Here is a 26,248-nt window from a genome sequence, read left to right as displayed (position 1 = left end):
CCGCAATCTTGTCCCATATTTGCAGCGCTGTAAAGATATTATCGGGACTGGAAGGCCGGAGCTCCGAGGGGCGCGCTCTCGCGGATCGTGAGGGCATGGGACACGATGCGGTGCCGACCGATGCCGTGGTACCCGTCGATCCGCTCGCGCAACAGCGCGAGGGCCGTGGCCGCGAGTTCCCGCTTGTCCGGCGCGATCGAGGTCAGCGGCGGGCTCGCCCACCGGCCGAGCTCGGTGTCGTCCCATCCGACGACGGCGACGTCGCGGGGCACCTGCACGCCCGCCTGCCGCAGCGCGAAGAGCGCGCCCGTCGCGAACCGGTCGTCACGGCAGACGAGGCCGTCGAACGCCACACCGGAAGCGAGCGCGTGCGCCACCGCGCGGGAGCTCTCCTCAGGCGTGAAGTCGGACACCGACAGCACCAGGTCCGGGTCCGGGGTCATCCCGGCGTCGACGAGGCCCTGCTGGTAGCCGAGGAGCCGCTGGTCCGTGGATCCCGTCGTGTCCCCCGAGACCATGCCGAGGAAGGCGATGCGCCGCCGCCCCTCGCCGACGAGGTGCCGCACGCCCTCCTGCGCCGCCACGACGTTGTCGATCATGACGTGGTCGGCGGTGACGGGCATGGTCGACTCCCCGAGGAGCACCACCGGGACGTCGCGCTGCAACCGGGCCACCTCCATGGACTGCATCCGGACGGGATGGAAGATGACGCCGTCCACGAGCCCCGCCTCGCGGTCGTTGAGCACTGCCCGTTCCGCCTCCGGATTGCTCAGCGTCTGCTCCACGATGACCCGATACCCGAGCCGGCTCGCCTCCTCCGCGATGTACCGCGAGAGTTCGGAGAAGTAGGGGTGGTCGATCTCCGGGATCGCGAGCGCGATCATCCCGGTCTTGCCGGTCGCCAGGCGCCGCGCGGTGAGATTGGGCCTGTAGCCCAGGTCGTCGATCGCCTGCTGCACCTTCCGGCGCATCTCGGGCGTGACGTGCGGATAGTTGTGGACGACGTTCGACACCGTCTTCATCGACACGCCGGCCAGATCGGCCACGTCGGCCAGTCGGACTTTCTTCATCTGCGTCTCCTCGGGTAGATCCCAGTCTAGATCGGCACCGCACGGGCGCCGTCCCGGGTCCGGAATCCCGAACCACAAATCGGTGGACAGCCATTTTACAGCGCTGTAAGCTCGGTCACACGCTGACCCACTCACCTGGAAGTGCGCAACGTTTTCAACGAGGAGGACACCATGACCCATCCCACGCGATCCCTGCGCGGACGCCTGCGGGCCGCAACGGCCCTGGGCGCCGTCGCACTGCTCGGACTGACCGCCTGCGGCGGTTCCGGCAGCGAGCAGGCAGCCAGCGAATTCACCGGCGAGTACGACGGCCCCGCGGTCGAGCTCTCCTACTGGAACGGCTTCACCGGCGGTGACGGCCCCTTCATGGAGAAGATGGTCGAGGAGTTCAACGCCGAACACGAGAACATCAAGGTCACCTCGAACACGATGCAGTGGGCGGACTTCTACCAGCGCCTCCCAGCGGCCGTCACGGCCGGCGAGGGCCCTGACGTCGGCGTCATGCACCTGGACCAGCTGTCCTCGATGGCCGCACGCAACGTGATCGTGCCCGTCGACGACCTCACGGACGCACTGGAACTGACGGGCGACGACTTCACCCAGGAGGTCTGGGACGCGGGCGTCTACCAGGACGAGCGGTTCGGCGTCCCCCTGGACGTCCACTCCCTCGCCATGTACTACAACACCGAGCACTTCGAGAAGGCCGGCATCACCGAGGCCCCCACCGACGCGGCCTCCTTCGAGGACGCGCTGAAGAAGCTCCAGGCCGCCGGGTACAAGGCCCCGTTCTGGATGCCGACCCTGTGGCCCAGCCACCTGATGAACCTCTCCCTCCAGTGGCAGAACGGGAACGAGCCGTACGACGGCGAGGCCTCCAAGGCCAACTTCGCGACCCCCGAGGGCCTCGAGGCCATCGAGTGGCAGCGGGGCATCGTCGAGGACGGGTACAGCCCCTCCAACGTCGCGATCGACTCGCAGTACGTCGCGTTCAAGAACGGCGAGACGTCCATCACCTGGGACGGCATCTGGCAGTTCAACGACCTCGAGGCCTCGGGCCTGCCGTACGCGGCGGCACCGATCCCCACGATCGGTGACGAGCAGGCCGTCTGGGCCAGCTCGCACAACTTCTTCCTGCCCCGCCAGGCACAGCCCGATCCCGACAAGGCGGACGCCGCCAAGGTGTTCATCGCCTGGATGAGCGAGAACTCGTCCGAGTGGGCCGGTTCCGGCATGATCCCCGCCCGCGAATCGGTCCGCGCCGAGGGCGCCCTCGACGGCATGCCGCAGGAGGCCATCGCCGAGGACATCGACTCGATGCGCTTCCTCCCGCCGGTCCCCGGCATCGGCGCCGTCCAGACGGAGACCCTCGAGGTCGGCGTCAGCAAGGCGGTCCTGGGCGAGGAATCCCCCGAGGACGCCATGACCGAGGCAGCGGAGAATGCTTCGACGCTCATGGAAGAGAACAAAGCGTCGTTCGGGGAGTAAGCACCATGACCACGCTGAAGGAAAAAGAAGGGGGTGCCCCCGCACGGAAGGGGGCACCCCGCCCGTCGGGGAGGTCGTCGTCCGGCGAGATCCGCAGGCAGGCGGCAGCCACACCGTGGCTGTTCCTGGCGCCGTATCTCGTCCTGTTCGTCGCGTTCGTCCTGGTGCCGATCGTCTTCGGCGCCTGGATCAGCCTGCACACCTGGGACTACACGCGACCGCTCAAGCCGTTCGTGGGCCTGGAGAACTACACCGAACTGTTCACCCCGGACTCCAGGCAGTTCAGCAACTTCTGGGGGTCGATGCAGGCCACGGGCATCTTCACCCTGTTCAGCGTGCCGCTCCTGCTCGTCGTCCCGCTCGCCGTCGCACTGCTCATGGCGAAGAAGTTCCCGGGCCGGAACCTCTTCCGGGCGATCTACTTCGCGCCCTACGTGCTCGGCGTCGCCGTCATCGGCGTCATGTGGCGCTACCTGCTCGACAACAACATCGGCCTGGTCAACTACTACCTCGGCCTTCTCGGCCTGCCGAACGACATCAACTGGACCACCTCGACCCCGGCCGCATGGGTGGCCCTCGTCGGTGTGACCGTGTGGTGGACCCTCGGCTTCAACGCCGTCATCTACCTGGCCGGTCTCCAGGACATCCCCGCGGAACTCTACGAGGCCGCGCGGATGGACGGGGCCGGTCCATGGCAGCAGTTCGTCAATGTCACCATCCCCGGACTCCGGCCGGTGCTGTCCTTCGTGACCCTCACGACGCTGATCGCGTCGGTGAACATGTTCGGGCAGTCCTATCTCCTGACGCAGGGCGGACCAGGCAGGGAGACCCGCACGGCGATCTACCAGATCGCCGACACGGGCCTCCGCAACTTCCAGATGGGCAGTGCAGCCGCCATGAGCTACGTGCTGACCGTCTTCCTCATGGCCCTGAGCCTCCTGGTCTTCTGGCTGTTCCGCGAACGGAAGGATCCCCGATGAGCTCGACCGTCGAGACCCGCACTGCCCGCACGGCCGAGCCGTCGGCGAAGCAGGCGCGGAAGCTCCAGCCCGGAACCCTCCTCAAGATCGTCCTTCTCGCGCTGGTGGCCCTGATCTTCATCAGCCCGGTGATCTTCATGATCGTCACCTCGTTCAAGTCGCGGGCCGACGCCACGTCCATCCCGCCGTCGTGGATCCCCAACCCCTTCTCCCTGGACGCGTACAAGGAACTCCTCGCGCCGGGGACCAACACGCCCATCCTGCGCTGGTTCGCGAACAGCATGCTGGCCGCGATCCTCCACTCGGCGCTGGTGGTCGTCACGGCCTCCATGGCCGCGTACCCGCTGGCCCGGATGAACTTCCGCGGCAAGAAGATCGTCTTCGCGGTCATCGTCGCGACCCTGCTGGTCCCCCCGGTGATCCTCGTGATCCCGAACTACCTGCTCGTCAGCGAGCTCGGCTGGCTCAATTCACTCGTCGCGATCATCGTGCCGACGGCGGCCTCCGCCTTCGGCGTGTTCTTCATGCGGCAGTTCTTCATCTCCCTGCCGGACGACCTGGAGGAGGCCGCGCGGATCGACGGCGCGAACCGCTTCCAGATGTTCACGCGCATCATCCTGCCGCTCGCGAAGCCTGCCATGGCGACCCTGGCGCTGCTGGCATTCCTGGGCAACTGGAACGACTTCCTGTGGCCGGTCTACGTGCTGTTCACACCCGAGGTCCAGACCCTGCCGCCGGGACTGTCCACGCTGCAGTCCGCCAACGCGGTCCGCTACGACCTCCTGATGGCCGGTGCCGTGGTGGCCAGCGTGCCGGTCCTCGCGCTGTTCGTCTTCCTCCAGCGCTTCATCATCGAGGGCGTCTCGCGCTCCGGGGTGAAGGGGTGAGGCCAGGTCTCCTGGGCAGACTGCTCGGCATGCTGGCGGTCACCGCGCTCGCCGCGGCGACTGCCGGCTGTGCCCCGTCGGAGACGTCGGAGGCTTCGGAGCCCGCGCCCACGCAGAAGCAGAACCCCACGCGGGTACTGGACGAGGAGTTCGCCGACCCGGACATCCTGCAGGTCGGTGACACCTATTACGCCTATGCGACCGAGGGCAACCGCAAGAACGTGCAGGTGGCGACGTCCACGGACCTCCTCGAGTGGGAGCAGCTCGACGAGGACGCCCTGCCGGAGCTCCCCTCCTGGATCATCCCGGGCAAGACCTGGGCGCCCGAGGTGACCGAGGTGGCGGACGGGCAGTTCGTCCTCTACTTCACCGGGACCAACTTCTCGCCGACGGTGCAGTGCATCGGCGTCGCCACGGCCACGGACCCCGCGGGGCCCTTCACGGTCGTCGGGGACGAGATGCTGGTCTGCCCGGAGGACGAGGGCGGGGCCATCGACGCCAGCACCTTCGTGACGGACGAGGGCCTGCACCTCGTCTGGAAGAACGACGGCAACTGCTGCGACAAGGACACCTGGATCCAGACCGCGCCGCTCTCGGCGGACGGGCTGTCCCTGACCGGGGAGCCGCTGAAGCTCGTCAAGCAGGACCTTCCGTGGGAGGGCAACCTCGTCGAGGCCCCGACCGTCGTGCCGCGTGACGGCGGGTACGTGCTGCTCTACTCCAGCAACGACTACGGCGGACTGCCCTACAAGGTGGGCCAGGCGTCGGCCCCCGCGCTCGAAGGACCGTGGGAGAAGGCACCGGAGCCGTTCCTGTCCTCGGACTCCTTCGGCGGCGACCGCTACATCGGGCCGGGCGGTCAGGATCTCGCCGTCGCACCCGACGGTCAGGCGTACCTCCTGTTCCACAGCTGGGACGCTGCGGTGACCTACCGGTCCATGCACGCGGAACCGGTGGAGTGGAGGGGTTCCGAGCTGGTCCTGACGGACAGCTGAGCATCGCCCCCGCCACGGGGCACGAGCATCACCCGGACGACGGCGCTTCCCCGGAGGCGCCGTCGTCCGTCGTTGCCGACCGGCCTGCTGCCTGCCCGTCGATCCAGCGGATCCGGATGGGGCCGCGGGCGTCCGGGTCCACCGGCTCCCCGTGCTGGGTGACGTGGACGAGACCCTCCCCGGCGAGGGCGAAGGCGATGCGCCGTGCGGCGGGCATCAGCTCGCGCCACTCCTGGCCGCCGATCCTGCGGGCGGCCTCGGAGGGGCACAGCGTCTTCTCGCTCCCCCGCTGGGCGGCGATCCGCAGGATCTGGGCCCGCAGTTCGGTCTCGGTGACCCCGTCAGGCATCGCCGGACGGATCCGCTGCCGGGCGGTCGGCGGAACCACCGGGTTTCTTCGGGTGCAGGCGGTCCAGCTCCTGCAGCGCAGCGGTCCACCGCGCAGTGCGTTCGGCCGCCGACTGCTCCCACCAGGGCGTCCCCCGCTCCCCGAGCCCTTCCTTGGCGAGCTGCACGGTGCGCCGCGCGCGGGGCAGGGCCGCGCCGTCGTCGCCCTTGGCACTGTTGCGCACGCCCGAGCGTCCGCGGCCGAGGTGGGACATCAGGCGCGCCTTCACGTCCTCGGGCAGCGAGGGGTCGGTCTTCCGCCAGCGGCGGCCGCTGTGGAGGAAGAACCGGTCGTCGTCCGGAGTGTTCCGCAGGTCGGTCATGCGCGCCTCAGCTCGAGGATCCGGGAGGGCCGACGATCAGCAGCACGCTGAAGACCACGGAGATCCCGACGACGGCGACGAGCAGCGCGACGAGCGGGCTGCGCAGGACCCAGGCCTGGAGCTGCTCCACGGGGTTGCGCGGGGCCTCGGCTCCAGGGGCGAGCCGCCACGACCCGGCGAGCTGTCCGCGGCGCTCGATCCACCGCTCGTAGGGGATGGTCGCGAACGGGACGATCGCCGAGGCGAGGCCCAGCAGCCCCGTCACCGCCGACCAGCGCTGGTTGACCCAGACGAAGACCGTGGTCGCCACGAAGCAGAGGAACACGAAGCCGTGCACGGCTCCCGCCGGCGGGACGACCGCCTCGGTGGTCTGCGTGACGTACTTGAGGAACATGCCCAGCAGCAGGAAGGCCCAGGTCACCGCCTCCGCGACGGCGACGGTGCGGAAGAGCGTGCGGGGGTTCATGGGGCTCCTGGTCGATGGGGAATCGGTGTACCCGATTCTCCCAGACCTCCGGACGGCGCGCCCGCGACCTCGGACCGGACGCGTATGACTCCGGTCACAGGATTGTCGGCGATCCGTGATGGACTGATCCTTCCCGACGGCACGACGAAAGGATCAGCGGCCCATGTTCCTGCTCGACGCCGAAGGCACCCCGCCGGAGGCCCCCGACCTCGTGTTCTCGGCCACGGATCTCGTCACGGCGTCGGAGTGCGGCTACCGGCTCCTGCGGATCCTCGACGAGAAGCTGGGCCGGACACCGCGGGCGCAGTTCCCCGTGGACGAGATGCTGCAGCGCGCGGCCACCCTCGGGGACGTGCACGAGCACCGGGTCCTGGACGAGCTCGTCGCCGAGCACGGCCCGTGGTCGCCGGCCAACCGGTCGGGCGTGTACGACGTCGAACCGGCGGCGTCCATGGACCGCGCCACCCTCGCGGCCAAGCACGAGGAGTCCCTCCGGGCCCTGCACTCCGGCGCGGCCGTGGTGTTCCAGGCGGCGTTCTTCGACGGCGTGTTCCACGGGCGCTCGGATTTCCTCGTCCGCCAGGAGGACGGCGCCTACGCCGTCTGGGACACGAAGCTCGCCCGCCACGCAAAAGTCGGCGCCCTGCTGCAGCTGGCCGCGTACGGCGACCAGCTGCAGGGTGCGGGCATCCCGACGGCGGACGAGGTGACGCTCGTCCTCGGCGACCGCCGCCGCAGCACCCACCGGCTGCCCGACCTCCTGCCCGTGTTCCGCGAGCGCCGCGCCCGCTTCCTCGAACTCGTGCACAGCCATCGCGGGCAGCCGGACGCCGTGGCCTGGGGTGCACCCGGAGTCGCCGCGTGCGGACGGTGCGCGTACTGCGCCGAGCAGGTGACGGCGTCCCGGGACCTCCTGCTGGTGGCCGGGATGACCGGTGACCGCAGGGCCCGGCTCCTCGACCAGAACATCAGCACGATCGACGACCTCGCCGCCCTGCCCGACCGTCCGGAGGACGCCGCCCTGCTGCGACTGCAGGAGCAGGCACGGCTGCAGGTGGGGGTGGCCGCGGTGGACGGCGGCGTCACCTATCGCGATGCCGAGGGGAAGGAACGGACCCTGTCCTACCGCGTCCTCCCGCAGCACACGCTGGGGACCCTGCCCGCGCCGAGCCCCGGCGACATCTTCTTCGACTTCGAGGGCGATCCGCTCTGGCAGGATCCCGCGGACGGCAGCTGGGGCATCGAGTACCTGTTCGGCGTCGTCGAGCAGCCCGCGGACCGCCACTCCGAGCCGCCCTTCCGCCCGTTCTGGGCCCATGATCGCTCCGAGGAGCGCGCGGCGTTCGTCCGATTCCTCGACTACATCCGGGAGCGCCGCCTGCAGTACCCGGACCTGCACGTCTACCACTACGCGGCCTACGAGAAGAGCGCCCTGCGGCGACTGTCCCTCGTCCACGTGATCGGGGAGGACGCCGTGGACACCCTGCTCCGCGAGGGCGTGCTCGTGGACCTCTACGACACCGTGCGCCACAGCCTCCGCATCTCCGAGCGCTCCTACAGCCTCAAGAAGCTCGAGCCCCTCTACATGGATGGGACCCTGCGCTCCGGGGACGTGACCGACGCCGGGGCGTCCGTCGTCGCCTATGCCGCCTACTGCTCTGCGCGCGACGCCGGGGACGGCGACGCCGCCGCGCAGATCCTCGCCGGCATCAGGGACTACAACCGCTACGACTGCCTCTCGACGCTCGGCCTCCGGGACTGGCTGCTCTCCCTCGGGATGCAGCACGGGACCGGCCGGCCCCGTGCACACGACGCGCCCGTCACCACCGACCCCGGAGCCGGCCCCGGGCCCGGGGCGCACGGCCCGGGTGGCGTGCCCCTGCCGTCCGCTGTGCCCCCTCCTGCCGCTACGCCCGACGACGGCGGGCCCGCCACCACCGGGCCCGCCCCCGAGGAGGCCCGGCTGCTCGCCCACCTGGCCGACCTGCCGACCGGCGCGGTGAGCGATGCGGACCGGCAGGCGATCGCGCTCGTCGCGGCCGCCGTCGGGTATCACCGCAGGGAACGGAAACAGTTCTGGTGGTCCCATTTCGACCGGCTCGCAGCCCCCGCCGCCTGGGAGACCGCGCGCGACGTGCTGGTCCTCCGCACGCTCGAGGTGGTGCAGGACTGGGCGAAGCCGACCCCGCGCTCGAACCCCGTACGGCTGCTCAAGGCGACCGGCACCCTGACGGCGGGCACCGATCTCCGGGAGGGCTCGACCTGCTTCGCGATCTACGATGCGCCCGTCCCTCCCGACGCGGACAGCATCGACAGCGGCGGCGCGGGGCGCGGCGGCTGGTTCGGCGTCGAGGTGATGGAGCTGTCCGAGGACGCGGACGGCCTCGCGACCGTGGTGATCAGGGAGAAGCTGCGCCGCGGGGCGCCGGAGCGTCCCGAACTGCCCCTGGCCCTGGCCCCCGACCAGCCGCTCATGACGAAGTCGATGCAGGACGCCCTGACCGCCCTCGCGGACCGGGTGGGCGGGGCCCTGCCAAGTATCCCCGGGGATCCGGCGCTCGACCTCCTCCGGCGCCTCCCCCCACGCCTGCTGGACGGCGCGGAACTGCCGACGGCACCGCGGCACGGGGCCGGGTACGCCGAGGCCATCACCTCCGCCCTGCACCTCCTCGAGGACTCGTATCTCGCCGTGCAGGGCCCACCCGGCACGGGCAAGACCCATGTCGGCGCGGACGTCATCGCACGCCTGGTGGGCCTCGGATGGAAGGTGGGCGTCGTCGCGCAGTCCCACGCCGTCGTCGAGAATCTGCTGCGCCGTGCCATCGAGGCAGGGGTCCCCATCGATCAGGTCGCGAAGCGCACGGACACGCCCGACGCGCCCTGGACCCAGCGGTCCGACGACGCCGTCGCGCGCCTGCTCGGGGCGGCCGGCGGCTGCCTGGTCGGCGGCACGGCCTGGACGACGACCGGGAGCAGGGTCCCGGCCCACTCCCTCGACCTGCTGGTCATCGACGAGGCAGGACAGTTCTCACTCGCGAACACGATGGCCGTGGCCCGCGCCGCACGCAGGCTCCTCCTTTTGGGCGACCCGCAGCAGCTCCCCCAGGTCACCCAGGGCACCCACCCGGAGCCCGTCGACCAGTCCGCGCTGGGCTGGCTGTCCGCCGGGCACGCGACCCTGCCCGGGCAGTTCGGCTACTTCCTCGCGGACACGTGGCGCATGCACCCGGACCTGTGCCGCGCCGTGTCGGTCTTCGCGTACGACGGCCGGCTCACCACGGCTGCTGCGGCGCGCGGGCGGCACCTGGAGGGTGAACGGCCCGGCATCGAGTGCGTCGTCGTCGATCACACGGGCAACGCGACGGCCTCGGGCGAGGAGGCGGCGGAGGTCGTCGCGCAGGTACGCCGCCACCTCGGCCTGGCGTGGACGCCGGAGGCGGGCGCCGCCCCGCGCCCGCTCGGGCAGGAGGACATCCTCGTGGTCGCCCCGTACAACGCCCAGGTGCAGCTCACCCGGCAGGCCCTGCGGACGGCCGGGTTCGGCGAGGTCCGGGTGGGCACGGTGGACCGTTTCCAGGGTCAGCAGGCCGTCGTCGTGATCGTGACCATGACGGCGTCATCCGCCGCGGAGGCGCCGAGGGGCGTCGCTTTCCTGCTCAACCGCAACCGGGTGAACGTCGCGGTCTCGCGGGGCCAGTGGCGCGCCGTCTTCGTGAGGTCCCCCCGGCTGACCGAGCACCTGCCGTCCACGCCGGCTGCCCTGGAGGAGCTCGGCGCGTTCATCGGACTCTGCGACGGGGAAGGCTCTGCGCGACGGGGAAGGCTCTGCGACGGGGAAGGCTGAGGGCACGGCGGGATCGCCGGATTAAACGGAGAAGCAGGCCGGACCGGGGTCCGACCTGCTTCCTCGCGAAAAAATCTAGCGGAAGATCCGAGCCTTAGAGGGGCTGGATGTTCGACGCCTGAGGACCCTTGGGGCCCTGCTCGGTGTCGAAGCTGACCTTCTGGTTCTCGTCCAGCGAGCGGTAGCCGCTCGCGTTGATGGCGGAGAAGTGTGCGAACACGTCTGCGCTTCCGTCGTCGGGAGCGATGAATCCAAAGCCCTTTTCAGCGTTGAACCACTTCACGGTACCTGTTGCCATTTTTGTTTATCCTTCTGAAATTCAGACGCACTCCGACTTTCGGAGCGCCCCAGTCGCGGCGTGCTTGTCCGCTTTTTCAGAGACACGATCCGTCCCGTGAAGGTCGGACCGCGTGAAATACAAATGCGCAACACTACAACTGACACCCACTTAACCAAACCATGGAGGGTAATGGCAAGCAGGAAGCCAAAGTTCTTCGATCGGCTATGCTTGCGCGCCGATCGGCTGCATCGCGTCGGCCAGCAGTTCGAAGGAGCGGAGCCACGCCTCGGTGCTCTCCGCCTGGGTGGCGACGATGAGCTCGTCGGCCCCGAACCGCTCGGCGAACTGCTCCAGGTAGTCGCGGACGACGTCGGGCGTCCCGACGGCGCTGTACCGCGCCATGCCGGCCATCTGCTGACCGCTCGGTGACGCGAGGATGGCCTCGGCCTCCTCCCGCGAGAAGCGCTGCCCACGCCCCAGGAGCAGGCTCACGCGGCGCAGCATCCCCTCGTGGAACTCGTGGTGGGCGTCGTTCGCGCTGTCCGCGGCGATGACGTTCACGCCCGCGATGAAGTGCGGCTCCGGGGACTGCGCGGACGGCGTGAACTCCCGGCGGTAGAGCGCCGCGGCATCCTGCAGAGCCTGGGGGGCGAAGTGCGACGCGAAGGCGAAGGGCAGGCCGAGGGCGGCGGCGAGCCGCGCACCGAAGAGCGACGACCCCAGGATGTAGAGCGGCACGTTCGTGCCCTTGCCCGGGGTCGCCTGGACGCCGGGCACGCGGCTCTCGCCGGTCAGGTAGCCCTGCAGTTCCAGGACGTCCTGGGGGAAGCTGTCGGCGGCCGCGGGGTCACGGCGCAGGGCGCGCGCCGTCACCTGGTCGCTGCCGGGGGCGCGGCCCAGGCCGAGGTCGATGCGGCCCGGATGCAGGCTCTCGAGGGTGCCGAACTGTTCGGCGATGGTGAGCGGCGAGTGGTTGGGCAGCATCACCCCGCCGGAGCCGAGGCGGATGGTGGAGGTGTGCGCGGCGACGTGGGCGATGAGCACGCTCGTGGCCGAGGACGCGATGCTGCCCATGTTGTGGTGCTCCGCGTACCAGACCCGGCGGTACCCCCACCGCTCGGCGTGCTGGGCGAGGGAGACGCTCGAGGCGAAGGTCTCCGCCGGCGAGGAGCCTTCGGCGACCTGCGCCAGATCCAGGATGGACAGGGGAACAGTCATGGGTACACCTTCCGTTGCGGGAACCACGGCGGGGTGTGTCGCGGACCTTCTGGAAGAACGGTTGCCCGCGTACATCTATTTCCCGATCGTCCCGGTCCGGGTGTTTCCCGGCGTGGTTCTCCTCACGCGCTACGCTCCGGCTCGTTCTCCGGCTCGTTCTCCGGCTCGTCGAGGAGGAATCCGCGCAGGAGGGCGGCGGTGCCCTCGAGGTGGGCGGTCATCTCGGCCTGCGCCCGCTCCGCGTCACCGGCGAGCACCGCCTTCACGATCGCGGCGTGCTGCCGGTCGGAGTGGGCGATGTTCGCGGCCAGGAAGGGGATGCGGTCGAGCATGTCGTTGGTACGGGACCGCGCCTGGGCCACCGCGAGCGCCAGGGACGGAGACCCCGCCGCTTCGGCGATGGCAAGATGCAGGCGGGCATCGAGGGGGCGGTACCGGGTCGCGTCCGCTGCGGTCACGGCCTGCAGGGCACCGAGGAGTCCGTCGCGCACCTCGTCCGCGCAGGCCGCCTGGGCGGCGAGGCGGGCCGCACCAGGCTCGACGACGGCACGGAAGGCGAGGACGTCCTCCACCTCGGAGCGCCGCAGGGAGGCGGGGCCGTCGCCGCTGCTCGGCAGCGCCGCACTGACGATGGCGCCCCCGTAGCGGCCACGCTGGACGGTGAGGTAACCCGCGGTCTGCAGGTCGGCGAGCCCGTCGCGGAGGGTGGACCGGGAGACACCGAGGTGCTCGGCGAGGTACCGCTCCGGCGGGAGGCGTGACCCGGCGGGGAACACTCCCAGCTTGATGGCGTGCAGGAGGCGTTCGACCGTCTCCTCGAACGCGTTCCCCCTGCGTGCCGGCTGGATGAGCCAGAACGCGTCGTCCACGGGATCGCCCATGGTTCCAGCTTACGCATCGGCCGGCACCGCCCGTCGCCGTCGGTCGGACATCCTCTTGACGAACCGGATCGGAGGCGATCACCATTGGGCATCCATTGGACTGATTTCAGTCCAATGACGCAGGCGCGAATCACCTCCCAGCATGAAGACCCGGCTTACTCGTCCTCCATCCGGCCGTCCAACCAAGGAGCACACGTGGCACGCAGGAACATCGATTACACCGCCGTCGACGACCAGTACCACAAGCACCGCAGGCTCAGGAGCGGGGCCGCCGGCTGGGTCCTGCTGGCGGGGCTCGGAGTCGCCTACGTCATCTCCGGGGACTTCTCCGGCTGGAACCTCGGACTCGCCGAGGGCGGCTGGGGCGGCCTGCTCATCGCCTTCATCCTGATGGGCATCATGTACACCTGCATGGTCTTCGGCCTCGCCGAGATGTCGTCGACGCTCCCGACGTCGGGAGCCGGCTACGGGTTCGCCCGCCGCGCCCTCGGCCCGCTCGGAGGCTTCGCCACGGGTATGGCGGTGCTCATCGAATACGCGGTCGCCCCCGCCGCCATCGCCACGTTCATCGGCGGCTACATCGAGGCGCTCGGACTCTTCGGCATCACCAACTCCTGGCCGGTCTACCTGGTCACCTACGTGGTGTTCATCGGGATCCACCTCTACGGCGTCGGCGAGGCGCTCAAGCTCATCTTCGGCATCACGGTGATCGCCGTCGTCGCCCTGATCGTGACCGCCATCGGGCTCCTGCCGCACTTCGACACCGCCAACCTCTTCGACATCGTCCCCGACGGGTCCCTCGGATCGTCGGCCTTCCTGCCCTACGGGTTCTCCGGTGTCCTCGCCGCCCTGGTGTTCGGGATCTGGTTCTTCCTGGCGATCGAGGGCGTCCCCCTCGCCGCCGAGGAATCGAACGACCCCAAGCGGGACATGCCGCGGGGCATCATCGTCGCGATGCTGCTGCTCCTGGTCTTCGGCTCGCTCATGCTGTTCCTGGTGCCGGGGGCGGCAGGCGCCGAAGCGATGGGGCAGTCGGACTCCCCGCTCCCGGAAGCGTTGCGGACGGCTGCGGGTGGGGATTCCGTCCTCGCCGACTTCGTCAACTACGCGGGCCTGGCGGGCCTGGTCGCGAGCTTCTTCTCGATCGTCTTCGCCTACTCCCGGCAGCTGTTCGCCCTCTCGCGGGCGGGTTACCTCCCCCGCGTCCTCTCGCTCACCTCGAAGCGTCACACACCCTGGGTGGCGCTCCTCGTCCCGGGGACCATCGGCTTCCTGCTCGCGGCCCTGACCGGCAACGGCGGACTGCTCATCAACATCGCCGTCTTCGGTGCCACCGTGTCCTACGTCCTGCTGAACCTGTCGCACATCTTCCTGAGGATCAGGGAACCCGGGCTCGAGCGGGGCTACCGCACGCCGGGCGGTGTGGTGACCACGGGTATCGCCCTCGTCCTCGCCGTCGTCGCCCTGATCGCCACCTTCTTCGTCGACATCCTCGCGGCCTCCATCACCGCCGCCATCTTCCTCGGAGCCCTCGCCTACTTCTGGTTCTACAGCCGCCACCACCTGGTGGCGAGCGCCCCGGAGGAGGAATTCGCCCTGCTGGAGAAGGAGGAGAAGGACCTCGCCTGACCATCGACCCGACCGATCGTGACGACGCCATCCCGAACGACAGAAGGAATCCATGAACCCGCATCCCCGCAGCGAACGAATGCTCACCGTCGACCAGCTCACCTCAGGTATCCAGTCGGGTGACATCGACTCCGTCATCCTGGCGTTCACCGACATGCAGGGCCGGCTGCAGGGAAAGGTCATCCACGGCCGGTTCTTCCTCGACACCGTCCTCGGGCACGGCACCGAGGGGTGCAACTACCTCCTGGCCGTGGACACCGACATGAACACCGTGGAGGGCTACGCGATGTCCAGCTGGGACACCGGGTACGGGGACATGGTGTTCGACCTGGACCTCGACACCATCCGGCGCCTGCCCTACCGGGACGGCACCGTCATGATCCAGACGGACCTGTCCTTCACCACCGGGGGGCCGGTCGGGGTCGCACCGCGCAGCATCCTCAAGGCCCAGGCCGCCCGGGCCGCCGCCCGGGGCCTGCGGGCGTTCTCGGGCACGGAGCTCGAGTTCCTCATCTACAACGACTCGTTCGAGGAGGCCGGCCTCAAGAACTACCGCGATCTCGTACCGGCCAACCAGTACAACGTCGACTACTCGATCCTGGGATCCCTGCGCGTCGAACCGCTGCTGCGGGACATCCGCAACGCGATGTACCAGGCGGGCATGGTCGTCGAATCGGCCAAGGGCGAGTGCAACTTCGGCCAGCACGAGATCGCGTTCAAGTACGACGACGTCGTGGTCACCGCCGACAACCACAGTGTCTACAAGCTGTCGGCGAAGGAGATGGCATCGCAGCGCGGGCAGTCGGTGACCTTCATGGCCAAGCCGAACCAGCGGGAGGGCTCCTCCTGCCACATCCACATGTCCCTCCGGGGCGAGGACGGCGGGCTCGTGTTCTGGGACGAGGCCGGGAACCGGCGCACCCCGCTCTACGACCACTTCATCGCCGGGGTCCTCGCCACCATGCGCGAGTTCACGCTCTTCTACGCACCCAACATCAACTCCTACAAGCGCTTCTCCGAGGGCTCCTTCGCACCGACGGCGGTGGCCTGGGGGCTGGACAACCGGAGCTGCTCGGTCCGCCTCGTGGGCCACGGCACCTCCGCCCGCCTGGAGAACCGGCTCCCAGGTGCGGATGCGAACCCCTACCTCGCGCTGGCCGCCATGCTCGCCGGCGGGCTGCACGGCGTCGAGAACGAACTGGCGCTGCCGCCGCAGATGGAGGGCAACGCCTACCACTCCGACGCCGAGCACGTACCCGCCACGATGAAGGAGGCCCGCGACCTCTTCGCCGGCTCCACGATCGCGCGGGAGGTCTTCGGCGACGAGGTGGTGGAGCACTACACCAACTACGCCGACGTCGAGCTGGCGCAGTTCAACGCGGCCGTCACGGACTGGGAAGTGCGGCGCGGATTTGAACGACACTAGGACGTCCCGGTGACGGCCGGGCCCGCACAGGGCACCTACCGACCCAGGATCGGTCTCACCACGTACTGGCAGTCCGCGGCCTGGGGTGTCTGGGACGGTACCGCGGCCATCGTCCCCGGCGCCTACGTGCGCGCCGTCGTGGACGCCGGCGGGAGCCCCCTCCTGCTGCCGCCCGTGGGCACCGACCCGAGTGTCATCGGCCTGCTCGACGGCCTGATCGTCATCGGCGGGGTCGACGTCGAACCCGCGCGCTACGGCGCGGCGCCACACCCGGCCACCGTGTCCCAGCCGGGACGCGACGACCACGACCTCGCCCTCACGCGGGCGGCGCTGGAGACGGGCACGCCCCTCTTCGCCATCTGCCGGGGGGCGCAGGTCCTCAACGTCGCCCTCGGCGGCACCCTGCACCAGCACCTGCCCGAGGTCCGGGAGGACGCGGCGCAGTACCAGCCGGCGCCTGGCGTCTTCGGCAGCGTCGACTTCACCACCGAACCCGGGTCCATCGCCCGGCAGCTGCTGGGGAAGCAGGCGTCGAGCCCGTGCTACCACCACCAGGGCCTGGACCGGATCGCCGACGGACTGTGCGTGACGGCCCTGGCCTCGGACGGGACGGTGGAGGTCGTCGAAGCGGCAGTCGGAGGCCCCGCCGGCTGGACCCTCGGCGTCCAGTTCCACCCCGAGGAGAACGGGCAGGATCGGCGCCTCTTCGGCGGCTTCGTGGACGCCGCCCGCACGTACGCAACCTCCCGCACGGCCCCGGAAAGGACCGCCCCATGAGTTCCACCCACCAGATCCTCGACCCCGCCACCGAGAAGGCCATCGGCACGGTCGCCCTGGCGGGCCTCGAGGAGACCGATGCCGCGATCCTGCGGGCGGCCGGCGCCTTCCCTGCCTGGCGACGGGTGGCCCCGGCGGACCGCGCGCTGCTGCTCCGGCGGTTCGCGTCCGCCGTCGACGCGGAGATCGAGGCGCTCGCCGCACTCGAGGTGGCCAACGCCGGCCACACGATCGGGAACGCACGATGGGAGGCCGGCAACGTGCGGGACGTCCTGACGTACTACTCGGCCGCACCCGAACGCCATCTCGGGCAGCAGATCCCCGTCGCGAATGGAGTGAACGTGACGTTCCACGAACCCCTCGGCGTCGTCGGCATCATCGTGCCGTGGAACTTCCCCATGCCCATCGCCGCCTGGGGCTTCGCACCGGCACTTGCCGCCGGCAACACGGTGGTCCTGAAACCGGCCGAGCTCACGCCGCTGACGGCGATCCGGCTCGGTGAGCTCGCGCTGCAGGCAGGCATCCCCGAGGGTGTCCTCACCGTCCTGCCGGGCAAGGGGTCCGTCGTCGGAGCGCGGTTCGTCACCCACCCGGCGGTGCGCAAGGTCGTCTTCACGGGGTCCACCGGCGTGGGCAAGCAGATCATGGCCGGCTGCGCGGAGCAGGTCAAGCGCGTGACCCTCGAACTCGGGGGGAAGAGCGCCAACATCATCTTCGCCGACGCGGACCTGGAGAAAGCCGCCGCGGCGGTCCCCGACGGGGCCTTCGACAATGCCGGGCAGGACTGCTGCGCCCGCTCGCGGGTGCTCGTCCAGCGGTCCGTCTACGACGACGTCCTCGGCATGCTCGGGGCCGCGGTGGAAGCGGTCCGGGTGGGCGATCCGAGCCGGGAGGACACGCACATGGGTCCGCTGATCTCGGCCACGCAGCGCGACGCCGTGGCGCAGTTCGTGTACGACGCGGACGGGAGGACGGTGGCCGACGTCGCCTTCCAGGGCGCCGCCCCCGGCGGACCCGGCTTCTGGTTCCCGCCCACCGTCCTCACGCCGTCGGACCCGCGGTCCGCCGCCTTCACCGACGAGATCTTCGGCCCGGTGGTCTGCGTCGTGCCGTTCGAGGACGAGGCGGACGCCGTGCGGATCGCCAACGACTCCGCCTACGGCCTGTCCGGGTCCATCTGGACCCGTGACGTGGGCCGCGCGCTCCGCGTCTCACGGGCCGTCGACGCCGGGAACCTCTCCGTGAACTCGCACTCCTCCGTCCGCTATTCCACCCCCTTCGGGGGCTTCAAGCAGTCCGGCCTCGGCCGCGAACTGGGTCCCCAGGCCCTCGACGCGTTCAGCGAGACCAAGAACGTCTTCCTTGCCACCGACGCCTGACCCGCGTGCATCGACCAGAAGGAGTGCCATGACAGCCCAGCCCTACAACGGACTCGTGACCAACCGCCTGCAGGGGCGGACCGCGGTGGTCACCGGGGGCGCCTCGGGGATCGGCCTCGCCACCGCCCGGCGCCTCGCCCACGAAGGGGCGCACGTGGTCATCGGGGACATCTGCCCGGACGCCGTCGGGCAGGGGCTGGCGGAGCAGTTCGGCGGAAGCTTCATCCGTGCCGACGTCACCAGCGAGGACGACGTCCGGGCGATGTACGCGTTCGCCCGGACGACCTACGGCTCCATCGACATCGCCTTCAACAACGCCGGCATCTCGCCCGACGACGACTCCTCCATCCTCGACACGGGCATCGAGGCCTGGCGCCGCGTCCAGGAGGTGAACCTGACGAGCGTGTACTACTGCTGCAAGCACGTCCTGCCCTACATGCAGGCGCAGGGACGCGGATCGATCATCAACACGGCATCCTTCGTGGCGGTCCTCGGCGCCGCCACGTCCCAGATCTCCTACTCCGCGTCCAAGGGCGGCGTGCTGTCCATGAGCCGTGAACTGGGGGTGCAGTTCGCCCGGCAGGGCATCCGGGTCAACGCGCTCTGTCCGGGGCCCGTCAACACGCCCCTGCTGCAGGAACTCTTCGCCAGCGACGCCGAGCAGGCCCGACGTCGGCTCGTCCACGTCCCGCTGGGGCGCTTCGCCGAACCCGACGAGATGGCGGCCGCCGTCGCGTTCCTGGCCTCGGACGACTCCTCCTTCATCACGGCGAGCCAGTTCATGGTCGACGGCGGTATCGCCGGCGCCTACGTCACGCCCCTGTGACGGGCGCCGCCCCGGGACGGCGCCGGATCTGCTTGACTGGGCACATGCCCAGCGATCCCCTTCCGTCCGAAGCCGCGCTCCGTGAGCGCCAGGACCTCCTCGTCCGCGAACTCGCCGTCGAGCAAAACTCCGTGCGCCTGCAGGTCCTCAGCGATGAACTCGAGGCCATCCAGCGCCAGCTCGAGCAGCGGCGCCACCCCTGAGCCGCCCGGATCGGCGCGCCACCGGCTCATCAGGCTCGTGGCGGCGGCTGATTCGTCGACAGAACGATCCCGGCGGGCGTGAGCGCGTCCCCGACAGGAGTCCCCCGGTGCACACCAGATCCTCCCTATCGCCTGCCCGGCCCGGCCTGCACGAGCCCGTCCTCGCCGGCATCGTCACGGCGCTCGTCGGCTTCACGTCGTCGTTCGCCGTCGTGCTCGCCGGCCTGCGGGCCACCGGGGCGTCACCGGAGCAGGCGGCCTCGGGGCTGCTGGCGCTGACTCTCGCCATGGGTCTCGGGATCGTCCTGCTGGCGCTGCGGTACCGGATCCCCGTCACGCTCGCGTGGTCCACCCCGGGGGCCGCGCTGCTCGCCGGTGCCGGCATCCCGTCCGGTGGCTGGCCTGCCGCCGTCGGGGCCTTCCTGGTCACCGGCGTCCTCATCGCACTGACCGCAGCCGTGCCCTGGCTGGGCCGGCTGGTGGCCCGCATCCCCCAGCATCTCGCGCAGGCGATGCTCGCGGGCGTGCTGCTCCCCCTGTGCCTGGCGCCGTTCCAGTCGCTCGGCACCATCCCGCTCCTGGTGCTCCCGGTGATCCTCGTCTGGCTCGCAGCCTCGGCCGTGGCCCCGAAGTGGTCGGTCCCCCTCGCGCTCGTGGCGGCCCTCACCGTGATCGGCGTCCAGCTCGGCCTCGCGGGCACCACGATCGATCCGTCGTCCCTGACGCCCTCCCTGGCGTTCACCGTCCCGGTGCTCGACCCTGCGGCCGTCATCGGCATCGCCCTGCCGCTCTATGTGGTCACGATGGCGTCGCAGAACCTCCCCGGCGTCGCCGTGCTCTCGTCCTTCGGTTACGAGACCCCGTGGCGCCCGGCCCTTGCCGTCACGGGGCTCGGGACCGCCGTCGTCGCGCCCTTCGGCGGCCACGCCGTCAACCTGGCCGCGCTGTCGGCCGCACTGTCCGCGGGCGAGGGCGCGGGCGAGGACCGGGACCGCCGGTGGATCGCCGCCCTCACCGCCGGGGTGTCCTACCTGGTGCTCGCCGCCGGCTCGGGCGCGCTCGTCGTCGTGGTGGGCGCCGCACCTCCCGGGCTCGTGGAGGCCGTGGCCGGGCTCGCCCTGATCGGCACCATGGCGACGGCGGTGACGGCGGCCTTCCAGGATGCGACGGGGCGCATGAGCGGTGCCGTGACGTTCCTCCTCGCGGCGTCCGGCCTGTCGGTCCTCGGGATCGGCGGAGCGTTCTGGGCGCTCGTCGGCGGGCTCCTGGTGCGGGCCGCGATCGAGCGGCGGCGGGCTCCCCGGGTGGGAACGGCTCCCCCGGCGTGAACCACTCCCGGGCCGGAACTGCTAGACGGGCGGGACCTGCTAGACGGGCGTGATCGGGGCCTGCGCCTCGTCGCCCTGCGCCCGCGCCTTGCGCTGCCGGGCCCGGTCCAGGGCGTTGATCACCGGTGCCGCGGTGATGCCGTGCACCACGATGGACATCACGATCACCAGTGCCCCGATCCGCCACAGGGTCGACTCGTCGGCCGTGAACTCACCCTTGGACAGCGCGTAGCTGAGGTAGTAGACGGACCCGATGCCGCGCACACCGAAGAAGGCGAGGGTGCGGCGCTCCCACGGGCCGGTCTTCCCGCGGGCCAGGCTGAGCCAGGCAGTGACCGGGCGGACGAGCAGGATGAACGCTGCGGCGACGAGCACCTCGAGCGGGCGGAGGCCCTCGAAGAGTCCACGCGCCACGGCACCCCCGAGCAGCACGAGCACGACGACGGTCAGCAGGCGCTCGAGCTGCTCGATGTAGCTGTGCAGGACCCCGTGGTAGCCGTGGGTCTGCTCGCCGGCCCGGATGGTGAGCGCACACACGAACACGGCGATGAAGCCGTAGCCCTCCACCGCCTCGGTCACGCCGTACGTCAGGAAGGTGGCGGCGAGCGCGACGAAGCCCTCGGAGTGGTTGGCGAGGCGGACGGTCTTCAGGGGCGTGCGGAAGAAGACCCGCCCCAGGAGTTTGCCCATGCCGATGCCGAGCGCGCAGCCGATGATCATGCGCCAGAGCACGTCGAGGAGCATCCACTCCGGGAACCAGGCCGACGGCGCGAGCCCCACCGTGCTCAGCAGGATCGCGAGGTAGACGAACGGGAAGGCGAGGCCGTCGTTCAGGCCCGCCTCGGAGGTCAGCCCGAACCGCACCTCGTCCTCGGCGTCCAGGTCCTCCTCGGACTCCGACGGCTCGCCCACCTGCACCTCCGAGGCGAGGACGGGGTCGGTCGGCGCGAGCGCTGCTGCGATCAGCAGGGCGGAGGCGACGCCGAGGCCGAGGACCCACATGCCCATGAGGGTCAGGCCGAGGATGCACAGCGGCATCGCGATCCCGAGGAGCCGCCAGGTGGTGGACCACCGGCGCCATCCGAGCTTGCGGTCCAGAGCCAGTCCGGCGCCCATGAGCGAGACGATGACGCAGACCTCGCTGAGGTGCAGGGTCACGTCGCTGTACTTGATGGGATCGGGGTCCGGCAGGTCCTTGACGAGCGTGAAGACGAGGATGCCGGTCGCGAGGAAGACCATCGGCATCGAGACCGGGGCGCGCATGAGCAGGCGTGGCAGGAGGGCGGCCGCGAACACGGCCAGACCCGCCGCCGCATAGATGACGCTTGGAGCCTCGAACACGTACGACCTCTTCCATTTCCCTGCAGCCTGACGATCAGCCCCGGACCAAGAGTAGGGCAGGCGTCAGCGCCGCCGGAGCACGGACGCCCGGTCCCGGCCCCCGCCCGCAGCGGGTAGACTGTCGGGTCGTTTCGCGGCCGGATACCCACCGGTCCGCGACCTCTTCCCGGGCGAAACGGCGCCCGGGGCGGGGAGAGCGTCACCGTCGCATGAGAGCATGGAATTATGCCCATTTCCACCCACCCCATGGTCGATGTCACGGACATCATCCGGATCGTGGGCGGCGCTGCGTTCCAGCGCGGGCAGACCTACGCCAAGGACGGCGCCGTCAGCTCCCTCGCCTGGGACGCCGACTCCAAGCTGCTGACGGGGAAGGTCCGCGGCACCGCGCCGAACGACTACCGGACGAAACTGCGTCTGGGACTCAAGGGCGACGGCCGGTTCCGCCCCCTCGAGAACTTCTGCAGCTGCCCCATCGGGGCGGACTGCAAGCACGTGGCGGCCACGGCCCTGCAGAGCAACACGGAGAACGTGCTCGCCCAGCACGAACGCGATCTCGGTGCCAGGACCGCCCCGCGCGCGTCCGTCCCCGAGGGCTGGCAGGCGTCCCTCACGGATCTCCTGGGCGGCGACACCGCCGTCGACGCCCCGACCGCCCCGCGCACGCCCCTCGGCCTGCAGTTCGAGCTGCGCACCCCCGAGGTGGCCGTCCAGCGGTGGGGCTCCGCGGCCGAGCGCCAGGGCCAGCGCACCCTCAACACCCGCCTCGGGGTGCGGCCCGTCAGCCAGAACGGCAAGGGCAAGTGGATCAAGAACAACCTGTCCTGGGGCAGCATCAGCTACCAGACCTACGGGCTGACCCTGGACCCCGACCAGCACCGGTGGTTCTCCCAGTTCCCGGCGCTGCACCGCGGCACCGGCGTCAACTACTTCGGCAACAACGACTCCTGGCTGTATCTCGACGACTTCAGCAACCCGCTGCTCTGGCAGCTGCTGGACGAGGCCCAGCGCCTCGGCGTCGCGTTCGTGGGGTCGAAGAAGTCCGTCACGATCGAACTCGCGGGCCGCGCCACACTGAAGCTGGATGCGACCGAGACGGAGGACGGCGCGCTGCGCCTGAATCCCGCCCTCGACGTCGACGGCCGGCCCCACCCGTCCGAGACGGCCCACGTCATCAGCACCCACGGCATCTACACCGTCGCCCCCGATGACACGATCACCCTCGCCCCGACGTCGCGCCGGCTGACGCAGAAGGACATCGAGCTGCTCCAGCGCGGGCACGCCGTCGTCGTCCCCGAGGAGGAGAAGTCCCTCTTCCTGCAGGACTACTACCCGAAGCTGCGGCAGACCCTCCAGGTGGACAGCAGCGACGGCAGCGTGGAGCTGCCCGAGATCCAGCCCCCGGCGCTCGTCCTCACCACCGCCTACGGCGCGGACGGCTCGGTGGCCCTCGACTGGCACTTCGACTACACCCTCGGCGACGCCGTGCAGCGCCGGCCCTTCCGCCGGGGAGGTCCCGGCAGCGACGACGGCTACCGCGAGGCCGACGTCGAGGACGCCCTCGCCGCCGCGGCCCGCCAGGTGCTCGGAGCGCTCCCGATGAGGTCCCTCCGGCTCGAGGACATGCAGGCCGTCGAGTTCGCGGAGGACGTCCTGCCGCGGCTCAAGGAGCTCGACGGCGTCAGCGTCGAGGTGGTCGGCGAGAAGCCCGAGTACCGGGAACTGACGGAGACCCCCACGCTGCGGATCAGCACCGTGGACACCGACGACCGCGACTGGTTCGACCTCGGCGTGATGGTCACCGTCAGCGGCCGGACCATCCCCTTCGACTCCATCTTCCGCGCGCTCGCGCAGGGCCAGAAGAAGCTGAAGCTCGTCGACAACAGCTATCTCTCCCTCGACCAGCCCGTCTTCGAGCAGCTCCGCGAACTCATCGAGGAGGCCCGGGCGCTGAGCGAGTGGGACCCGGAGTCCGGACTGCAGATCAGCCGCTACCAGGCGGGGCTGTGGGCGGAACTCGAGGACCTCGCCGAGGAGACCGAGCAGGCGCAGTCCTGGCGCGATGCCGTGACCGGACTGCTCGAGCTCGAGGACGTCGAGGCGACTCCCCCGCCGTCGGGCCTGACCGCCGACATGCGCCCCTACCAGGCGGAGGGCTTCAGCTGGCTCGCGTTCCTGTGGCGGCACCGCCTCGGCGGCGTGCTCGCCGACGACATGGGGCTCGGCAAGACCCTGCAGGCCCTGGCCCTCATGACGCACGCGAAGGAGACGGCGGGGCTCGACGCACCGTTCATCGTCGTCGCCCCCACCTCCGTGGTGCCCAACTGGTCCAACGAGGCGCGCCGCTTCGCGCCGGGACTGAAGGTCGTCGCGATCACCGACACGCAGGGCGCCTCGGGCGTCCCGATCGACGAGCAGGTGGGCGACGCCGACGTCGTCATCACCTCCTACACGCTCTTCCGGCTCGACTTCCCGGCCTACCAGGACCTCGCCTGGTCCGGGCTCGTCCTCGACGAGGCGCAGTTCGTGAAGAACCGGGCGTCGAAGGTGCACCAGGCGGCGAAGGACTTCGACGCGCCCTTCAAGCTCGCGATCACCGGCACGCCCATGGAGAACAACCTCATGGAGCTGTGGTCGCTGTTCAACATCGTGGCCCCGGGCCTCTTCCCCTCGGCGCGGAAGTTCACCGAGGACTACCGCACGCCGATCGAGAAGATCGGCGACAACCGCCCCCTCGTGCGGCTCCGCAAGCGCATCCGGCCCCTGATGATGCGCCGCACCAAGGAGGCCGTCGCCTCCGACCTCCCGCCGAAGCAGGAGCAGATCCTCGAGGTGGAACTCCACCCCGAGCACCGGCACATCTACGAGACGTACCTGCAGCGCGAGCGGCAGAAGCTCCTCGGGCTCATCGAGGACATGAACCGCAACCGCATGATCGTGTTCCGGTCCCTGACCCTGCTGCGCATGCTCAGCCTCGACGCCTCGCTCGTGGACCCCGCGCACGAGGGCGTCCCGTCCGCGAAGCTCGAGGTCCTGTTCGAGAACCTCGAGGACGTCCTCGCGGAGGGGCACCGGGCCCTCGTGTTCAGCCAGTTCACGTCCTACCTCAAGAAAGCCGCCGAACAGCTGGACGCCCGCGGCATCGAGTACGCCTACCTGGACGGCTCCACGCGCAGCCGCGGCGAAGTCATCGACTCGTTCAAGGACGGCAAGGCCCCCGTGTTCCTCATCAGCCTCAAGGCCGGCGGGTTCGGTCTGAACCTGACGGAGGCGGACTACTGCTTCCTGCTGGACCCGTGGTGGAACCCGGCCTCCGAGGCCCAGGCCGTGGACCGCACCCACCGCATCGGGCAGACCAAGAACGTGATGGTCTACCGCATGGTGTCGAAGGGGACCATCGAGGAGAAGGTCATGAAGCTCAAGGAGAAGAAGGCGAAGCTCTTCACGTCCGTCATGGACGACGACGCCATCTTCTCCTCGTCGCTGACCGCGGACGACATCCGGGGCCTGCTGGACGCGTAAGCACTGGACACGGGGCGCCCGCGGTCACGTGCCTCGCCTGAGCGCGCACCTCCGGTGGCTGCACGACGACACCCAGCACACGTGCACGACGAACCCGGGTTCACGCCGGGCCTGCCGGGTCAGTCGGCGTCGACCCTGTTCCGCAGCGCGGGGTCGAGCAGTTCGGCGAATGCACGGGGCCGGGCCGCGATCCACCAGTGCCCGCCGGGGACGCTCGTGACGGTCAGATCCGCGACCCAGTCCCCGAGCCCGTCGACGAGGTGCGGCGACAGGAAGGGGTCCTTCAGCGGCACGATCACGTGGACGGGGACGGTGATGGGACGCCGCGGGGGCGGCTTCACCGTGGAGGACATGTTGGTCCGGTAGAGGGCGAGTCCCCGTACCGGATCGGACCCCACGTTGCGCCGCGCGGTCAGCTCGTACTGCCGGGTCAGCCCGTACTTCCAGAGTGCCTCGGGCAGGACGGGGAGCTGGAAGAAGCCGACGTACCAGCTGCGCAGCACCTGCCCCACGCCCTGCGGCACCAGCCGGGGGGTCCTGAGACGCCCGTGCAGCCACCGGGAGAAGTGCCGCAGATCGGGTCCGGAGATGCTGGTGTAGTCGAGGATCACCCCGTGCGCACGCTCGTCCTGGAGCACGGCCCAGCCCTGGATGGACCCCCAGTCGTGGCCCACCAGGCGGACACCGCCCGGCGTGTCCACGGCGTCGAGGACGGCGAAGACGTCGTCGACGAGCTCCGCCAGGGTGAACCCGGCGCCCTCGCGGGTCCGGGACCGGCCGGCGTTCCGGGTGTCGAACGCGACCAGGTGGTGCGTGGGGGCGAGCTCCCGGAGGACCGGGTGGAAGACCCGGTGGTCGTCGGGATAGCCGTGCAGGAGGACCATCGTCGGCCTCGTCGGGTCCGGATCGAGACCGTACTCGAACACGGCGAGGTCGGCGCCCTCCGCCTCGATCGTCCGGTGTCTCTCGCGCAATGGGTCCATGGGTTCACCCTAGGGGCT

The 26,248-nt window shown here is 70.2% G+C and carries 22 protein-coding genes; 13 read left to right on the top strand and 9 right to left on the bottom strand.

Annotated features, from left to right (window positions below; genetic code table 11):
• Positions 1-38 precede the first annotated feature (38 nt).
• A complete protein-coding gene (locus C4K88_RS15985; protein ID WP_104122661.1) occupies positions 39-1,070 on the bottom strand; it encodes a LacI family DNA-binding transcriptional regulator in 1,032 nt (343 codons plus the stop codon).
• A 171-nt stretch (positions 1,071-1,241) separates the two neighbouring features.
• Here C4K88_RS15985 and C4K88_RS15980 point away from each other — a divergent pair, with 171 nt between their 5' ends.
• The 4 genes from C4K88_RS15980 to C4K88_RS15965 are packed head-to-tail and all read left to right on the top strand — an operon-like array spanning position 1,242 to position 5,417.
• Complete coding sequence (locus tag C4K88_RS15980; RefSeq protein ID WP_146065719.1) at positions 1,242-2,555, top strand: ABC transporter substrate-binding protein; 1,314 nt, start codon at positions 1,242-1,244, stop codon at positions 2,553-2,555.
• Positions 2,556-2,560: 5 nt separating this feature from the next.
• Entirely contained in the window at positions 2,561-3,535 is a 975-nt protein-coding gene (locus C4K88_RS15975) for a carbohydrate ABC transporter permease (protein ID WP_104122659.1), read from the top strand.
• Entirely contained in the window at positions 3,532-4,422 is an 891-nt protein-coding gene (locus tag C4K88_RS15970; protein WP_104122658.1) for a carbohydrate ABC transporter permease, read from the top strand. The genes C4K88_RS15975 and C4K88_RS15970 overlap by 4 nt, the downstream gene beginning before the upstream one ends.
• Before the next feature lie 29 nt (positions 4,423-4,451).
• Positions 4,452-5,417 (top strand): glycoside hydrolase family 43 protein, encoded by a 966-nt coding sequence (locus tag C4K88_RS15965; RefSeq protein WP_104122657.1) that lies wholly within the window; start codon positions 4,452-4,454, stop codon positions 5,415-5,417.
• Positions 5,418-5,445: 28 nt separating this feature from the next.
• Here the strand turns inward: C4K88_RS15965 and C4K88_RS15960 are convergent, their stop codons facing one another.
• The 3 genes from C4K88_RS15960 to C4K88_RS15950 are packed head-to-tail and all read right to left on the bottom strand — an operon-like array spanning position 5,446 to position 6,593.
• Positions 5,446-5,766 carry a DUF3253 domain-containing protein gene (locus tag C4K88_RS15960; protein WP_104122656.1) on the bottom strand — a complete coding sequence of 107 codons (321 nt, stop codon included), beginning with the start codon at positions 5,764-5,766 and terminating at the stop codon, positions 5,446-5,448.
• Complete coding sequence (locus C4K88_RS15955; RefSeq protein ID WP_104122655.1) at positions 5,759-6,127, bottom strand: 2-polyprenylphenol hydroxylase; 369 nt, start codon at positions 6,125-6,127, stop codon at positions 5,759-5,761. Before C4K88_RS15955 ends, C4K88_RS15960 begins: the two co-directional genes overlap by 8 nt.
• Positions 6,128-6,134: 7 nt before the next feature.
• Entirely contained in the window at positions 6,135-6,593 is a 459-nt protein-coding gene (locus tag C4K88_RS15950) for a DUF3817 domain-containing protein (RefSeq protein WP_104122654.1), read from the bottom strand.
• A gap of 163 nt (positions 6,594-6,756) precedes the next feature.
• Between C4K88_RS15950 and C4K88_RS15945 the strand changes: the two genes are divergently transcribed.
• Positions 6,757-10,437 (top strand): TM0106 family RecB-like putative nuclease, encoded by a 3,681-nt coding sequence (locus C4K88_RS15945; protein ID WP_104122653.1) that lies wholly within the window; start codon positions 6,757-6,759, stop codon positions 10,435-10,437.
• Between the two features lie 94 nt (positions 10,438-10,531).
• Here C4K88_RS15945 and C4K88_RS15940 read toward each other — a convergent pair whose 3' ends face one another.
• The 3 genes from C4K88_RS15940 to C4K88_RS15930 form a co-directional block, all read right to left on the bottom strand.
• A complete protein-coding gene (locus tag C4K88_RS15940; protein WP_026533290.1) occupies positions 10,532-10,735 on the bottom strand; it encodes a cold-shock protein in 204 nt (67 codons plus the stop codon).
• 204 nt (positions 10,736-10,939) lie between these two features.
• On the bottom strand, positions 10,940-11,935 hold the full coding sequence (locus tag C4K88_RS15935) for an LLM class flavin-dependent oxidoreductase (protein ID WP_104122652.1): 996 nt from the start codon (positions 11,933-11,935) through the stop codon (positions 10,940-10,942).
• A 122-nt stretch (positions 11,936-12,057) separates the two neighbouring features.
• Entirely contained in the window at positions 12,058-12,816 is a 759-nt protein-coding gene (locus C4K88_RS15930; RefSeq protein WP_104122651.1) for a FadR/GntR family transcriptional regulator, read from the bottom strand.
• Between the two features lie 195 nt (positions 12,817-13,011).
• Between C4K88_RS15930 and eat the strand changes: the two genes are divergently transcribed.
• The 7 genes from eat (at position 13,012) to C4K88_RS15900 (ending at position 20,384) form a co-directional block, all read left to right on the top strand.
• Positions 13,012-14,445 (top strand): ethanolamine permease, encoded by a 1,434-nt coding sequence (eat, locus tag C4K88_RS15925; RefSeq protein ID WP_241522013.1) that lies wholly within the window; start codon positions 13,012-13,014, stop codon positions 14,443-14,445.
• 52 nt (positions 14,446-14,497) lie between these two features.
• On the top strand, positions 14,498-15,871 hold the full coding sequence (locus C4K88_RS15920) for a glutamine synthetase family protein (RefSeq protein ID WP_104122649.1): 1,374 nt from the start codon (positions 14,498-14,500) through the stop codon (positions 15,869-15,871).
• A gap of 9 nt (positions 15,872-15,880) precedes the next feature.
• Positions 15,881-16,648: a gamma-glutamyl-gamma-aminobutyrate hydrolase family protein gene (locus C4K88_RS15915; RefSeq protein ID WP_104122648.1), complete on the top strand. Its 768-nt coding sequence runs from the start codon at positions 15,881-15,883 to the stop codon at positions 16,646-16,648.
• Positions 16,645-18,027, top strand: a complete 1,383-nt coding sequence (locus C4K88_RS15910; protein WP_104122647.1) for an aldehyde dehydrogenase family protein — start codon at positions 16,645-16,647, stop codon at positions 18,025-18,027. Before C4K88_RS15915 ends, C4K88_RS15910 begins: the two co-directional genes overlap by 4 nt.
• Before the next feature lie 28 nt (positions 18,028-18,055).
• On the top strand, positions 18,056-18,853 hold the full coding sequence (locus C4K88_RS15905; RefSeq protein WP_104122646.1) for a 3-oxoacyl-ACP reductase: 798 nt from the start codon (positions 18,056-18,058) through the stop codon (positions 18,851-18,853).
• 44 nt (positions 18,854-18,897) lie between these two features.
• The gene (locus tag C4K88_RS17480; protein WP_167399071.1) at positions 18,898-19,056 is read left to right on the top strand and encodes a hypothetical protein; all 159 of its coding nucleotides are present in this window, start codon (positions 18,898-18,900) and stop codon (positions 19,054-19,056) included.
• 107 nt (positions 19,057-19,163) lie between these two features.
• Positions 19,164-20,384 carry a benzoate/H(+) symporter BenE family transporter gene (locus tag C4K88_RS15900; RefSeq protein WP_206604381.1) on the top strand — a complete coding sequence of 407 codons (1,221 nt, stop codon included), beginning with the start codon at positions 19,164-19,166 and terminating at the stop codon, positions 20,382-20,384.
• A 39-nt stretch (positions 20,385-20,423) separates the two neighbouring features.
• Here the strand turns inward: C4K88_RS15900 and C4K88_RS15895 are convergent, their stop codons facing one another.
• The gene (locus tag C4K88_RS15895) at positions 20,424-21,725 is read right to left on the bottom strand and encodes a cation:proton antiporter (protein WP_104122645.1); all 1,302 of its coding nucleotides are present in this window, start codon (positions 21,723-21,725) and stop codon (positions 20,424-20,426) included.
• 225 nt (positions 21,726-21,950) lie between these two features.
• Between C4K88_RS15895 and C4K88_RS15890 the strand changes: the two genes are divergently transcribed.
• Positions 21,951-25,247, top strand: coding sequence for a DEAD/DEAH box helicase (locus C4K88_RS15890; RefSeq protein ID WP_104122644.1), 3,297 nt, complete (start codon positions 21,951-21,953; stop codon positions 25,245-25,247).
• A gap of 119 nt (positions 25,248-25,366) precedes the next feature.
• On the opposite strand, the gene C4K88_RS15885 is transcribed toward C4K88_RS15890, so the two are convergent.
• Positions 25,367-26,230 carry an alpha/beta fold hydrolase gene (locus C4K88_RS15885; RefSeq protein WP_104122643.1) on the bottom strand — a complete coding sequence of 288 codons (864 nt, stop codon included), beginning with the start codon at positions 26,228-26,230 and terminating at the stop codon, positions 25,367-25,369.
• Positions 26,231-26,248 lie beyond the last annotated feature (18 nt).

Origin of the sequence: Arthrobacter pityocampae, assembly GCF_002927275.1 — a bacterium.
In the GTDB taxonomy this organism is placed as follows: Bacteria; Actinomycetota; Actinomycetes; order Actinomycetales; family Micrococcaceae; genus Arthrobacter_D; species Arthrobacter_D pityocampae.
This window is presented reverse-complemented; position numbering and strand designations above follow the sequence as displayed.